We start from the raw sequence: 15218 nt of genomic DNA, 5'->3' as shown, positions 1-15218 counted from the left end.
GTCTGAAAAGCTTAACCTCTTATAGTTGCCAGAAACTTCTAGCCAACAAAATTGCTATGAGACAGCCCCTTAATGATAAACTTACATTTAATCAAGAATAGCAGGAAGAATATATGTCTCAAAAAGCGGCCAGCGGTCAATGGGTTTTCTACCTATTTTGCCTGCGATTGCAACAACCAGATCTTTCTCTGGAACACAGCATATAACATTACCACCATCGCCCAGTGCTAGGTAGATGGACATACCCTTTTCTTCTCGAATCCACCATAGATAACCATACTTAGCTAGGGACTCGTCAATCATTACTTCAGCATGAGGCGTAGTGGATGCATCAATCCATGCCTTTGATATAATCTGTTTATTATCCCACATACCACCGTTTAAATATAAAAAACCAAAACGTGCCATGTCTCTAGGTGTTATGGTTAGTCCAAAGCCTCCAATGGAGTTGCCTTTTGGGTCCTTGAGCCATCCTGTTGCATGATTACCAAACACATCATCCAGTGAAAATGTTTTCATGTCATGATCTGGTATATCTCTCATACCCAGTGGACCACATAAGTGTTCATTGGCAAATGCCCTGGCACACCTACCTGTCGTCTGGGTGATGATGGCTGAAAGCAGGTGTGTACCAGCAGTACTATACTGAAACATACCAGACTGTCCTTTACCACCCATCTGATTAAGGATATAGGTGACCCAATCCCTCTGCCTTCTCAGTCGATCAAGAGGTTCTTGACCCCCTTGATTGCCTTTCCATGAAAAGGTAAAAGGTGCAGTCATGGTGAGCAGGTGTTTAAGGGTTACGGTCTTTTTACGTATATCATGAGTAACATAGTCAGGAAAAAAGTGCAATACTTTTTGGTCGATACTTGGTATATAGCCTGAATCAACAGCCATACCAATTAATGCAGATGTAAAACTTTTAGTCACAGATGCAACACGGTGGGCATCACAAGGACCATAGCCATGATAATATCTTTCAAAGGCGATGTATCCATCCTTAACCATAACAATACCATGAATATTTTTATGTTGAGAGGAGATGATGTGATCAAGGTCAGAGAGTTTTTTTGAATCGATACCGACAGAAGCTGGTTCTGTAGTCCGCCATGCCTCTGTGGGCCAATAATCTCTTTTAACCGTTCCCATTATAAATACCTCCCGATTATGGATTGTGCATGTTGTTTGAGTTCTTTGGGCTGACCTTCTGCTATGAGCATCCCGCCTTCGGCACCTCCCTCAGGACCCAGTTCAATCAACCAGTCACAAGATGCAAGTACAATAGGATCATGTTCAATGATTAGGACAGAATTTCCTTTTGCTATGAGTTCATCTAATAATTGAATAAGCTTGGCTGTGTCATATAAACTTAGACCTGTAGTGGGTTCATCTAGCACATACAGTATCTTTCCCTTACGACGTTTACCAATTTCTTTGGCCAGTTTGATTCTCTGGGCTTCGCCTCCGCTAAAGGTAGGGGTGGGTTGACCGAGTTTGATATAGCCCATACCAATGCGTTCCATCACTTTTAGTATCTTAATCATGCCTTGTTCCTCTTCAAAGAAGGTGATCGCTTCTGAAACACTCATGTCAAGGACATCATATATATTTTTACCTTTGTATGTCACAGATAAAGCTTCATGACTGTATCTTTTTCCATGACATGCTTTGCATGTTGTATGGGTACTGAAATTACCCCCCAGCCAAATGGTTTCCTTACCGCTGCCTCCGCATTCAGAACAGGCGCCTTTTGAGTTAAAGGAAAAATGGCCGGCAGATAAGTGCTGTGCTATAGCCTTGGGCTGCCTAGCAAACAACTTGCGTATTTTATCCCAGATACCTATATAGGTTGCAGGGTTGGAGTTCATATTGCGACCAATAGGTGCTTGTGATACTTCTGCATAGCCAGTGATATGCTTAGCACCTTCTAGTTTATCCGCCAATGTTTTAACCATAGGCCTATCCATAGCTTCATCATTTTCTGCAATATCTGACGTGTCTTTTTCTCCTTGACCGTGAAAATAGGTTCTGAGGAGAGGCACAAGGGTATCTGAAATAAGGGAACTTTTACCGCTTCCTGACATACCCGCTATGCCCACCAAAGCACCTAATGGGAAGGATACAGTAACATCCTTTAGATTATTTGTTTTAGCATGGGAAATGGTAATACAGGGTGTTGCTTTATCCATGACAATTTGTTGTCTGGTTGTTCTCATAGGCATGGGCGCTTGACCTGAAAGGTACTGACCCGTTATGGAATCCTGACACTTAAGTAGACCTTCCACATTGCCCTGATAGATGACTTGACCGCCTTCTATACCTGCCTTTGGACCTATGTCAATCACATGCTCTGCCAGTTGAATCATGTGCTTGTCGTGTTCAACAACAATAACCGTGTTACCGATTGCCTTAAGCTCTTGAATGGACTTAAAAAGGTCACTTTTTTCGCATTCATGGAGACCTGCTGTTGGTTCATCAAGAATATATATCAGTGAATCCATCTTAGAATCCAGATGAGCATTCAGAAAGAGTCGCTGTATTTCGCCGCCGCTTAATGTAGGCATTTCTCTATACAAGGAAAGGTGACCCAGTCGGTATTTTATTAAATGGCTTGTTTTACGCAGGATATCCTTAAGGAGATTTTTCCCCAGTGGTGTTAATGTGTCAGATGTGAGCAAAATCTCTAGGAATCCATGCAATTCGGTGATTGTCATCTTACCTAGCTCACCAATATGCTTACCGTTTAAATGCACGTGACGAGCTTCTTCTCCAATGCGATAGCCTTGGCACTCCGAACATGTGGACATCTGATAGATACCACCCATATCGTCACCCTGTCGATAGAGTCGTCCTTTAAAAAGTCTTGACAGACAATAGCTGCGTTTTTCTTGATTACTGGTCACATGATGACCATAAATTATGTCTTCCTTGACTTCATCGGGTAGTGATGAAAAGGGCATAGCCATATAGTCCTTAAATCGCTTGGATAGCAAGCGCTTATAACCAGGGGTTAATCCGACGGTTTCAAAAACCTGACGGAGGGTTGTCTGGTCATTGGGAACCAGTTTTTCCATGTTAATTTCAAAATATGACCCTCGTCCAGAACATTTTATGCACATGCCATTGGGATGGTTATAGGAGAAATAGTTGGCTTGCAAACGCTCCTCCACTTGGCCGCATGTTTCACAAATAAGTTTGTCATTTACAGGTGTTCCACAAGAGAAACAGGATATTTTACCTTCTCTTGCATATAATAAGCCCAGCATATTTAAAAGATGGGTTCTGGAACCGACAGTTGAACGTGAATTGCTTTGACGGATGATGCTCTGTTGGACAGCAATGGTAGGACCAATACCGGATATACTATCAAATTTATCTTCATCATCCATTTTTGACAGTATGCCTAGAGACTGTAAGTATTGTCGGCGTCCTTCTTCAAAGATAATATCAAAGACAAGACTGGATTTGCCTGATCCGCTGACACCTGTTGCTACGATAAGTTTGTTTTTAGGGATGGCAATATCAATGTCCTTTAAGTTATGCACTTGGGCACCTTTTACTGTAATATTTTTCATAAAATCACTCTTTCGTCATTTGGTAGTCGATAGTTATGAGAGCTCATCATGACCATGAAGTGATTGTATCAGAGGATAAATCACTATGTCAATATATTTTTTAAAAATTTTTAAAAAATTAGAAATAATTACTAATAATATATTGAATATAAAAATAAATATAAAATTTATATAAAATATAATATTTTATATTTAAATAATTATATACAATTCATATCATCTACTTGGAATCGAATAGAAGAAAATACAGTCTCAAAAAATGCTGACCTAACAAATGAGAAGGATAAAATTCACCGTAGACAGGAACAAGACGAATTGATAAAATAGATAATGACAGGTTTGACTATAACGACAATAATACGGAGGCTTATATGGGAAGTTTTATTCTAGCATTGAATTGTGGAAGTTCCTCCCTCAAATTCACATTATTTGCAATGGAGGCAGGACATAAACTTAAAAGTATCATGGAGGGTGTTGTTGAAGAGATTGGTAATCCCCAGCGTAGCAGAATCAAGATGGTTGTTGATCATGACAAGCAAGTGATCGATATGCCGCTGCCAACGCACCATGAAGCATTATTAGCAGTATTTGATAAATTCTATGAACACGATATCGCTAAAACAGATATCAAAGGGGTTGGTCATCGTGTGGTTCACGGTGGAACACAGTATAACAGCAGTGTGTTAATTGATGAACACGTCATTGAAACCATTAGGGAACTATTCCCTATAGCACCACTTCATAATCCACCTAATCTTTTAGGCATTGAAGTTGCTATTGAATTGTTACCTGGGGTGCCGCAAGTGGCAGTATTCGATACAGCATTTCATGCATCACTTCCAGAGTATGCATATCGATACGCCATTCCAGAAGCATGGTACAAGGACTTTGATGTGAGAACCTATGGCTTCCATGGTACATCACATATGTATGTGGCCAAACGTGGAGCAAAATTCCTTGGTGTAGATTATCACAGATTCAACGGCATCACAGCCCATCTAGGAAATGGTTGCAGCTTAACGAAGATTGAACATGGTATGTCTGTGGATACCAGTATGGGCTTTACACCTCTTGAAGGTGTAATCATGGGAACACGATCAGGTGATATTGACCCAGCTGTCATTAGTCATGTGGTGGACAACCTGATGAAAAAAGAGGGCATTGAGCATGAAGAGGCCTTCAAAAAAGTCATGCATGCCCTTAACAAGGAAAGCGGTCTTAAGGCTCTGGGTGGCACCAATATGATGCAAGATATCAGAGTAAAAGCCCAAGCAGGTGACGTGGAAGCTGAAACCGTTGTAGCCATCTATGCCTATCGTATAGCCAAATATATCGGGGCTTACTGGGCTACCTTACCTTCTTGTGAAGCACTTATCTTTACAGCTGGTTTAGGCGAAAACGAAGGTTATGTACGTAAAAAGATTTTAGGTTTCCTAAGCAATATTCAGATCGAAGTGGACGATGAGCGAAACGCTGATCGTAAAATAGAAGTCCAGATTGGCAAGTCTGAAAAGAACAACTTATCCGTACTTGTGATTCCAACAGATGAAGAATCGGTCATTGGATACGATACACTATACATTGGACATCTTGGTGAAGGTGCGCCAGATGTATATCCTTTTGAATTGGACTAACATCATTGGTTAATTCTTATAAACATGCTATTACAGCTTCAAAGGGTCGCATAAAAATGTTTATAAACCGTCATTTCAACTGTTGAAAGGGCGGTTTATTATAACTTTATAGCAAAAAATAACCTCAAGAATACCCATTTTATTTTAGTTAAAATAAGACTTAGTATGGATATGAAAAGATGATTTACTAGGAGGAATATCATGTTACATAGGGGTATCAAGAAAAGGTATCACAGTTTTCTCACATCCTTTTTATCGTACTATTTTATGATCTTAATGATTCCTGTTTTTGTTGGTGCAGGACTCTATTATTATAATGTTAAAGTGATTGAGGAAGAAGTAACGGCAGCTAATAAATTGGTGATGAATCAATTAAAACAATCCATTGACCAACGCTTACATACGGTCAAGATGTTTACGCTGCAACTGGAATCAGATGATAATTTGCGTGGGATTATGAATACAAAGCGTGATTTTGATAAGTACTATCACTATTCGCTAATTAATCTAACCAATAACTTTCTTGCCTACACAGTAGCCAATGATATGATTGATAATTTCTTTGTTTATTTTAGAAACACAGGCTCTATTCTAACGCCCTATGGACATAGCACGTTGGAAGGTATGACAGATAATGCCTTTTATGGTGCTACATGGTATTTTCCTGATTGGGTAAGAAGTTTGAAAAAAGAATATCGAGAAGAAATAAGGCCTATCTATGTTGAAAACACCAAGAAAATTAGTAGTATTGTCTATATGCAATCATTGCCATTTATTCGTAAAATCGAACATAAAGCCAATGTTTTTATAAAACTCAATAATGACTATTTTGTGGACATTATTAATAACATGGGCGAATTTAATGAATGGCAGGCCAGTGTGGCTATTATGGATGAGCAGGATAACATTCTCTATGCATATGGTGCCATGGATTTTACTCATGATGTGCTATCTCATATTCAAGAAGATGGGGAAGGACGTATCCATGAAAATAATCAGGAAGATTACTATACCTATACGGTGAGTTCCGATGAAATTAATTGGCGCTATTTTATTGTTATTCCTGCATCAACCTTCAAAAAACCGATCATAGGAGGACATGTGATAGCACTATTAAGTTTACTGGTTATTATCATCATGAGTATCGTTGCCATTGTTCTTATTAAGAAGAAAAGATATGACCCATTATTATCCACAATTGAGTTACTAAGAGAAGACTCATCAACGCCATTTGGAAGTATGGATAATGCTTTTGAATCGCTGAAGTCCTATGCTATAGAAACCAAAGAGAAACAAGAAAGATTGGAAAAGAATGTGTTGCAAAATAAAGATTATATGCAGAAGTACTTCCTAATTCGGCTCATCACTCAGGCGTTTAGGGATAAAGAAGAATACATGAGGTTAATGGATTTTTATGGCGTGAAGCTTCCAGGCACCTATTCAAATGTTGTGATGTTCTACATGCATACTGATGACAATGTCACTGGCAATGCTCATGATATGTTTTTAGCTTTTATGGAGCAGTTAAAAAATGATTTTATGGATACCTTTAGGGACCATAGGGGTAATTCAGAAATCTATCCGATTTATTTTAATGGTATGATTGTGGCACTTGTTAATTACTCAGAAGATGTCTACAGAAACAACGGTTTTCGAAGGTGGCTTGAAACATTTAGCAAAGACATAGTAGACTTAGACATCCATATTGCAGTCAGTAAACGCAAGGTGGATATAGAGAATATTCATAAAGCTTATGAAGAAGCACTCCACGCACTGGAGCAAAACATCGTATTTGGGAAAAAGGGTATTATTCATTATGATGGTGACCAAGAACATAAAAGGAGCCATGAAATCAAATACTACCAACATGAAGCCAATTTTGTTCGCATGTTAGAAAATGGGGAGTACGGTAAAGCTAAAAATATCATTAATAATCTATTTAACTTAGTCTTGAAAAACCAGAATCCTAAAATTAACATTGTCAAATGTAGGATGTTTGGTATTATTAATATTCTAATGAATAGCATTGATAAAGATGGTATGAATTCTGAAATGATTTCATTTGAAGAAGTTTATGAGAAACTGACAAACTTCCAGACCATTGAAGCGTTACGTGAGGCTATTATTGACTTATTAACATTAATTGAAGTGGATGTTAAGAAAAACCATTCAGGACAAGTGAAACATATTATGTCAGAAATAGACGTATACATTCAAAAACATTACATGGATCAGGAACTATCGGTGTCACAATTAGCGAACCATTTTCATATGGATATCTATGAGCTATCAAGAAAATATAAAAAGTTAACAGGTACGAATCTATCTGATGCCATTCATCTGGTTCGATTAGGAAAAGCCAAGACTGCACTCAATCAGTCCAATGAAACCATTAAAGAGATAGCAGTTAAGTACGGTTACCTCAATAGCGATGTTTTTATAAGAGTATTTAAAAGATATGAAGGTATAACACCTGGGAAGTATAGAAAAAATAGTCAATATTAGCAAAAGCAAAATGATACGATGCTGCAAATTCAGTAGATTTGCAGTTTTTTTGCGTATTTAAGGCAGTCTGTCGTTAAAAAATCATAGAAGAATGGTTTAAAATAGCTGATTTACGATTAAGGTGAAACTTGGTACATTATAGCCATGGAAACATTCATCTAAAATTAACTTAATGAAACTTAGGAGGTATTACAGTATGAACATGAAACGAACAATTGTTTTATTTCTGGTAATGGTGCTTGGTTTATCCTTGGTTGCTTGTCAAGGCAAGAAGGTAAGTGAGTCTGGCTCACTTCAAGGTACGCCATCGTCGAACGTTCAACCAGATGGTAGAATTGGAGATGGCAATACAACATTTAAGTTTTGGCGGTCCATCAACGCAAGAACAGCTAAAGTCATGGATAGTCATAATGACCATCCTTATTATGACATCTTAGCTGAAGCAACAGGCGTTCGGCCCAAATTTATAAACCCTCCCATTGGCCAGGAAGAACAACAATTGAATCTAGTACTCAGTTCAGCTAAATTGCCAGATGCAATCCATATAAGTCTTCAAAAACATTATAGAGGCGGTGTTGACGCTGCTGTAGATGATGGTATTATTCTCAAGAACATGACAGAATTGATTAAAGCCAATGCACCCAACTACATGGCTATTATAAATGCAGATGAATCCGTAAGAAAAGACAGCTACACCGATGACGGCAATCTTATCTCATTTGGTGCAATCATACCAGACCCTGAAATGCGGGGGTTGAGCTTTTTTGGACCTATGGTTAATGAGAAATACTTAAAGGAGACGGGTCTTGATGCACCTGTAACCATTGCAGATTGGGAAGAACTGCTAACAGCATTTAAAGAAAATGGTGTCAAAATTCCTTTATCATGGAGTGCAAAAAATGGATTAGAAGGCTTATGGGATGCTTTTTCAGGTGCTTACGGTGTACCATCTGGCTCCACCTTCTTTCAAGTTGACGGCGTTGTGAAATATGGTCCTATAGAAGAAGGTTACAAAGATTATATCATGTTAATGCGGGATTGGTACAGCAAAGGTTTAATTGATCCAGATTATGTATCAAGAGATTTGAATAAGCATATTAAACCCATGTTGGTAAGTGGTGAATTAGCAACAACCATTGGTCATTTGAGTTACTTTAATTCCTTGGTCAAGGTAGCAGAAGTGGATAATAAAGAACTGATATTAAAAGCTTTACCTTACCCCGTATTAAATGAAGGGGATAGGGTACATCTTAGACATTACGTACCCAATGTTAAAGATGAGGGAACATTCATAACGTCAAGTGCAAATGACCCTTTAACCATTATTAAGTATGTGGACTTTTTATACAGTGAGCAAGGCAGAGAGCTTATTTACTGGGGACAGGAAGGTATTACATTCAATTATAAAGAAGATGGTTCAAGAGCGTTTACAGATTACATTAACAATAACCCTGACGGTGTTTCCCGGCCTGATGCTAACCGCCAACTCTTATTTCGAGATTTAAATACCTATTGGGACTGGGGTGACCAACAGTACATGTATAGTTTACCTACCCAACAAGATGGCTGGGAACAATGGATGAAAGCAGATTTCGCATATGCCTTACCAACAAGTATGACGCCAACCTTAGAAGAAGGCGAAAAGACGGCCAATATAATGAGTGAAGTAGATACTTATGTGGAAGAAATGGTGACAAAATTTATCATGGGAATAGAACCTATAGAGAATTATGATAAATTCGTTGCCAATATCAAAAAATTAGGTATTGTTGAAGTGATTGGATACCAACAGTCTGCACTCAATCGATACAATAAGCGATAGGATACGAAGGGTGAACTAGGAGGCAAAACATGGCAGAGCTATCGAAGACCGTTAAGCTTGAAAAAACGAAGCATAAGAAAACGACTATACGCGCAAAAATTGCAGAAGATTTTAAGAAACATCGAACAATCTATATCATGGTCATTCCCGTATTGTTATACTATCTTATTTTTCACTATGGTCCAATGTTTGGTATCGTCATTGCATTCAAAGATTATCGACCAGGTAGAGGGATTTGGGGCAGCGATTGGGTAGGTATGAAGCATTTTATAGATTTTTTGACCAGCCAGTACTTTTGGCGGTTGGTAAAAAATACACTGTTCATTAATTTTTATAATTTATTGATTGGTTTTCCAGCGCCTATTATCTTAGCATTACTGCTAAATGAAGTCAGAAGCAGAAAATTTAAGAGAACCGTTCAAACAGTGACTTACATGCCCCATTTTATATCGGCTGTAGTGGTGGCAGGGATTATCGTTGACTTAGTTGGAACCGATGGACTTATCAATGATTTATTAGCCTTTATAGGCTTTCAGAGGAAGAATCTACTAGCTGTATCTGCCTTATTTCGACCTATATTTGTAGGCAGTAATATTTGGCAGAACATTGGATGGGGAACCATTATTTACTTGGCAGCGTTATCAGGTATCAATCCTAACTTATATGAAGCTGCTGATATTGATGGAGCCGGTCGTTTCAAAAAAATATGGCATGTGACATTACCTGGCATCGCACCAACAATCACCATTTTACTCATTATGCGAATTGGTAGAATGATGCACCTTGGATGGGAAAAAATAATTCTTCTCTACAACCCTATTATCTATGATACAGCAGATGTCATATCAACTTTTGTGTATAGAAGAGGTTTAGAAGAAGCCGACTTTAGCTATTCAACAGCAGTTGGGCTATTTAATGCCATCATTAATTTTAGTCTATTAATCATGGCTAATAAAGTGAGTAAAAAATTAAGCGAGACCAGCTTATGGTAGGAGGCAATTCATATGGTAAACAGAAAAAAAATAAGTATATTTGATGTGGTGAATTATGTCATGTTAACCATGTTGTGTGTCACTACCCTATATCCTGTTCTCTATGTCCTCTTTGCATCAATTAGTGACCCAGCATTATTTCAAGCCCATCGAGGGGTACTATTGAAACCTCTTGGCTTTACCATTGAAGCTTATCGGCTGGTTATGAAAACACCTGCGGTAACAACAGGTTACCTCAATACCCTGTTTTATGTGATTGTAGGAACATCCATTAATCTTTTCATGACATCCTTAGGGGCTTATGTGCTTGCCCAGAAGGACTTGTACTTAGGTAAGATTCTAACCTTGATTGTTATCTTTACCATGCAATTTTCGGGGGGACTTATTCCTACCTATTGGGTTGTCAGCAGCCTGTTAGGTACGTCAAGACTCACATTACTGCTGCCAACAGCCATTACCACAACCAATCTCATCATTATGCGCACTTCTTTTGCAGCCATTCCATCCAGTTTAATGGAATCTGCTAAGATTGATGGTGCCAGTGAAGTGCATGTATTGACAAAAATTATTTTACCTTTGGTTAAACCAACCATTGCCGTTATGGCTTTATATTATGGCGTTGCACATTGGAATCAATGGTTTCAAGCGTTAATTTACTTACGTGACCGTGACTTTTTCCCATTACAGCTCTTTCTAAGAGAAATTGTTTTACAAAGCCGACTGGACGAAGCCAACATGGGTATTGATATTGATGTGTCAGCAGATATTGGTCAAATCATTAAGTACGCCACAATCATGGTTTCCATTATACCTGTATTTTGCATCTATCCATTTATACAAAAATTCTTTGTTAAAGGTGTGATGATTGGAGCTATAAAAGGTTAATAATGCCAATAACGACAAGATACTGTCATCGTGATAGATGATGGTGGGAGAGGAGCAAGATGAAAGACAAATTAAATATTCTATTTGCTATTGCAGATGATGCATCCCATATGGGTGCTTATGGCCATAAATTTGTCCATACACCTCATGTGGACCAACTAGCAAAAACAGGGGTTCTATTTAACAACGCTTTTACAACGAATCCCAAATGTGCGCCTTCAAGAGCAAGTATATTAACGGGTATGCACACATGGCAGTTAAAAGAGGCATGTACACATTTCTGTTATTTTCCCAATGATTTTCATTTATATCCTGATTTATTGGAAGAGGCCGGTTATCATATTGGTTATACAGGAAAAGGCTGGGGACCAGGCAATTGGGAAAGAAGCGGATTAATACGTAATCCTGCTGGTAACGCGTATAACAAAATGACATTGACACCTCCTGAACATTCGCTCATCAGCACCATTGATTATGTCCGTAATTTTGATATGTTTTTGGAAGCTAGGGAAGACGGTCAACCGTTCTGTTTTTGGTACGGTTGCAAAGAACCACATCGTAAATACATAGAGGGTGAAGGCGTCTATCACGGTAAAAAGTTAGAAGATGTAACCGTTCCAGCTTATTTTCCTGACAACGATAAAGTTCGAAGTGACCTGTGCGATTATGCTTTTGAAATTGACTGGTTTGACAAGCAATTAGGCGGTATCATCAACAAACTAGAGGAAATCGGTGAAATGGACAATACGGTCATCGTTGTGACATCGGACAATGGCGCACCATTTCCAAGAATTAAAGGTCAAATGTATGAACAAGACTTAAACCTACCTTTAATCATCAGTTGTCCAGCCTTTAAAGGCAATCGGGTAATAGACGATTTAGTCAGTTTTATTGATTTTGCACCTACATTTTTGGACATTGCAGGTTTAGATATACCAAAAGAAATGCCAGGAAAGAGTCTTCTAGATGTGTTGCTTTCAGAGAGAGACGGATTTGTTAATCCACAGAGAAATAGAGCCTATATGGGAAGAGAAAGGCACGATATGGGAAGAGCAGAAGATAAAGGATATCCTGTAAGGTGCATCCGGACACCTGACTATTTATATATTCATAATTTTGAACCATCACGATACCCGTCCGGCAATCCTGAAACGTATTATACCAACTGTGCTAATTGTCCTACCAAAGAGGAAATATTACACCTGCATGCAAAAGGGGACAACTGCTATTATAACTATACTTTTGGCTTACGCCCTCAAGAAGAGCTATATGCTATAAAAAAAGATCCAGAATGTATGGAGAATCTGGCTCAAAATAAAGATTATGACGTCTTAAAAAAGGCATTGTACTTGGAACTTAAAGAAAAACTCATAGAAACAAGAGATCCTAGGATTTTAGGGAATGGTGATGTGTTTGAATCCTATGCATATGCCAAGGATGCCAAACATTCGTGGGCTCATCATCTTACTGGCGATTGGGTAAGAATGGGTGGTTATGTAAAGGAGACATAATATGGAAATCATAACAAGTGAATTAACAGTCATTGGCGGTGGCATGGCTGGTATGACAGCGGCCATTGCAGCAGCAAGAAAAGGCTTAAAAGTTACATTGGTAAATAATCGTCCAGTTTTAGGCGGGAATCATAGCAGTGAGCTTCGTGTCCATTATAATGGTTCATCTCATTCAATATCTTATTATGCCAGAGAAGCAGGCATATCGGATGAGATTAAGCTGGAAATCTTTAAGTATAATCCAAGGTATAACACAAAAGATGATTATGAATTAACAGATATGGCATTATTGGAGATGGTTAGACGAGAACCTCATATCACATTGTTTTCAAACACAGAAGCCTATGATGTCAGCATGGATAATGGAAATATAATGGCTGTCTATGGCAGGCAACTAAGAACAGAAAAAGAATACCTTTTCAAAAGCCCTTTATTTGTGGACGCTTCAGGTGATGGAACGATTGCTCATGCAGCTGGTGCCCTATATACAGTGGGGAGAGAATCCAAAGATGCCTATGATGAAAGCCTTGCAGTAGATGAAGCTGACCATAAGGTGATGGGAAGTTGTATTCTCTTCAAAGTAGGTCGAGAGAATAAGAAAATACCCTATGTAAAACCAGCCTTTGCCTATGACTATCATAATGATGACATATTAAAATGGTTTATTCGACCAGAAACAGGTAGAAAAGTTAGAGAAAACATCGATGAAATTGATGGTATCTGGTGGCTGTCCTATGGTGGTGAGCTGGATACCATTCAAGATGACAATGCCATCACATTAGAGCTTAGAAAACTAGTCTATGGCTATTGGGACTATGTAAAGAACAGTGGCCAATTTGATGATGTGGATAATCTGTATTTGAAATGGGTAGCATCCATGCCTGGTAAACGGGAATCTAGAAGATTCTATGGGGATTATGTGCTCAATCAAAAGGATATTGAGAATAAAGTTGTATTTGAAGATGCTGTATCCGTAGCAGGTTGGTCCCTTGATATTCATGATGTGGGGGGGATATATGGTCATGGCAGACCGTCTCAGTTTGGATTCGTTCCAGGGTTATACCAAGTACCATACCGTATGATGTATTCTAAGAATATCCATAATTTATTTTTAGCAGGACGTATTACCAGCGCTACCCATGTTGCATTGGGTTCAATAAGAGTTCAACAGACATTGTCAGCCATGGCCCAAGCTGTTGGAACAGCAGCTGCCCTATCCATCAAACATCAAGTCATGCCAAGAAACATACGTGATAAGCCATATATGAAAGAGTTACAACAGGTGTTACAACGAGATGGACAGTATATTCTTGGCATGAAGGAAGACGTAGGCTATGTTAAAGATGCTCACATAACATCTTCATCAGTAAGATTAATGGAGAACACCAAGGTTACTGATTATGTGACTTTAGATAAAAACTTCTGTCTTGTGCTGCCAACAACGACAGAAACGTTGGAAAGTGTTGACATAAAATTAAAGAACAAGACAGAACGAGAGCAACTGCTTCATGTTGCTGTATTTGGTGGTGAACATGTTGAGAATTACTTTCCCGATTATAAGGTAAAGGAAATCCATGTCTCCGTAGATGGCAATTTTGATGGATGGTTGACATTACCCCTTCAATGTAGTCGTTCAAAAGATATGAAACATTATATTATATTGATGAAACATGAAGCACTTAACGTTTATGTATCAAAAGAACGTATCACTGGAGCGCCTACATTGATTTTTGATGAAAGGAGTGAGCATAAAATTAAAAGATTCATTGAGAAGCTTCCCTTAAATGACGAAGTATCTCGATGTATTGGTTTTAGAAACATAACACCGTCGCAGCACCTATATGCAGCAGAAAATGTTGCAAATGGTTTTTCTAGACCCTATGGATTACCCCATGTATGGGTTTCAGAAGAGGAAGAACATCCATGGCTAGAAATCACCTTTCCTTCACCGAAAAATATTGAAGAAATTCAGATTATCTTTAATCCACAGATGGAGACCAACAACTTTAGTTCACCTATTAGACAACTTGTAAAGGACTATAAGATAGACATCATTACACATGATAACTCAATATGTAAAGTCATAAGAAATAATTACCAAGGATTGAACAGATTTATGGAAACCTATGACAATGTGACAACCATACGGTTTACTTTTGAGAATACTTATGGCGCACGTTATATTGAAGTATTTGGTGTGAAGGTGTTTTAGTAAGATTCTTACGTATTGACAAGGTTGTCGAAAACCCAGTTGTTAAAAGAGTGAAACAAATGGGTAGGTTGATAGTAGG

9 protein-coding genes are annotated in these 15218 nt (G+C 38.4%); 7 read left to right on the top strand and 2 right to left on the bottom strand.

What is annotated here, in order from left to right:
* Positions 1-87 precede the first annotated feature (87 nt).
* Together HZI73_RS24465 and HZI73_RS24460 are read right to left on the bottom strand one after the other, a co-directional pair.
* On the bottom strand, positions 88-1152 hold the full coding sequence (locus HZI73_RS24465) for a serine hydrolase domain-containing protein (protein WP_212695954.1): 1065 nt from the start codon (positions 1150-1152) through the stop codon (positions 88-90).
* Positions 1152-3578 carry an excinuclease ABC subunit UvrA gene (locus tag HZI73_RS24460; protein ID WP_212695953.1) on the bottom strand — a complete coding sequence of 809 codons (2427 nt, stop codon included), beginning with the start codon at positions 3576-3578 and terminating at the stop codon, positions 1152-1154. The genes HZI73_RS24465 and HZI73_RS24460 overlap by 1 nt, the downstream gene beginning before the upstream one ends.
* 371 nt (positions 3579-3949) lie before the next feature.
* On the opposite strand from HZI73_RS24460, the gene HZI73_RS24455 reads away from it, so the two are divergent.
* The 7 genes from HZI73_RS24455 to HZI73_RS24425 all read left to right on the top strand — a co-directional run bounded on the left by HZI73_RS24455 (position 3950) and on the right by HZI73_RS24425 (position 15139).
* A complete protein-coding gene (locus tag HZI73_RS24455; protein WP_212695952.1) occupies positions 3950-5212 on the top strand; it encodes an acetate/propionate family kinase in 1263 nt (420 codons plus the stop codon).
* A gap of 201 nt (positions 5213-5413) precedes the next feature.
* Positions 5414-7717 carry a helix-turn-helix domain-containing protein gene (locus tag HZI73_RS24450; protein WP_212695951.1) on the top strand — a complete coding sequence of 768 codons (2304 nt, stop codon included), beginning with the start codon at positions 5414-5416 and terminating at the stop codon, positions 7715-7717.
* A gap of 196 nt (positions 7718-7913) precedes the next feature.
* On the top strand, positions 7914-9539 hold the full coding sequence (locus HZI73_RS24445; RefSeq protein ID WP_212695950.1) for a type 2 periplasmic-binding domain-containing protein: 1626 nt from the start codon (positions 7914-7916) through the stop codon (positions 9537-9539).
* A 29-nt stretch (positions 9540-9568) separates the two neighbouring features.
* Entirely contained in the window at positions 9569-10531 is a 963-nt protein-coding gene (locus tag HZI73_RS24440; protein ID WP_212695949.1) for an ABC transporter permease, read from the top strand.
* A gap of 12 nt (positions 10532-10543) precedes the next feature.
* Positions 10544-11416: a carbohydrate ABC transporter permease gene (locus HZI73_RS24435; protein WP_212695948.1), complete on the top strand. Its 873-nt coding sequence runs from the start codon at positions 10544-10546 to the stop codon at positions 11414-11416.
* 59 nt (positions 11417-11475) lie between these two features.
* Positions 11476-12927: a sulfatase family protein gene (locus HZI73_RS24430; protein WP_212695947.1), complete on the top strand. Its 1452-nt coding sequence runs from the start codon at positions 11476-11478 to the stop codon at positions 12925-12927.
* 1 nt (position 12928) lies between these two features.
* Positions 12929-15139 carry an FAD-dependent oxidoreductase gene (locus HZI73_RS24425; RefSeq protein WP_212695946.1) on the top strand — a complete coding sequence of 737 codons (2211 nt, stop codon included), beginning with the start codon at positions 12929-12931 and terminating at the stop codon, positions 15137-15139.
* Positions 15140-15218: the final 79 nt, after the last annotated feature.

Origin of the sequence: Vallitalea pronyensis (genome assembly GCF_018141445.1) — a bacterium.
Taxonomy (GTDB): domain Bacteria; phylum Bacillota; class Clostridia; order Lachnospirales; family Vallitaleaceae; genus Vallitalea; species Vallitalea pronyensis.
Note: the sequence above shows the minus strand (reverse complement) of the source record. Positions and strands in the feature narration are given on the sequence as shown.

Coding starts and splice junctions, on each gene's coding strand:
- HZI73_RS24465 (WP_212695954.1), bottom strand. CDS start 1,152: ATGGGAACGGTTAAAAGAGATTATTGGCCCACAGAGGCATGGCGGACT.
- HZI73_RS24460 (WP_212695953.1), bottom strand. CDS start 3,578: ATGAAAAATATTACAGTAAAAGGTGCCCAAGTGCATAACTTAAAGGAC.
- HZI73_RS24455 (WP_212695952.1), top strand. CDS start 3,950: ATGGGAAGTTTTATTCTAGCATTGAATTGTGGAAGTTCCTCCCTCAAA.
- HZI73_RS24450 (WP_212695951.1), top strand. CDS start 5,414: ATGTTACATAGGGGTATCAAGAAAAGGTATCACAGTTTTCTCACATCC.
- HZI73_RS24445 (WP_212695950.1), top strand. CDS start 7,914: ATGAACATGAAACGAACAATTGTTTTATTTCTGGTAATGGTGCTTGGT.
- HZI73_RS24440 (WP_212695949.1), top strand. CDS start 9,569: ATGGCAGAGCTATCGAAGACCGTTAAGCTTGAAAAAACGAAGCATAAG.
- HZI73_RS24435 (WP_212695948.1), top strand. CDS start 10,544: ATGGTAAACAGAAAAAAAATAAGTATATTTGATGTGGTGAATTATGTC.
- HZI73_RS24430 (WP_212695947.1), top strand. CDS start 11,476: ATGAAAGACAAATTAAATATTCTATTTGCTATTGCAGATGATGCATCC.
- HZI73_RS24425 (WP_212695946.1), top strand. CDS start 12,929: ATGGAAATCATAACAAGTGAATTAACAGTCATTGGCGGTGGCATGGCT.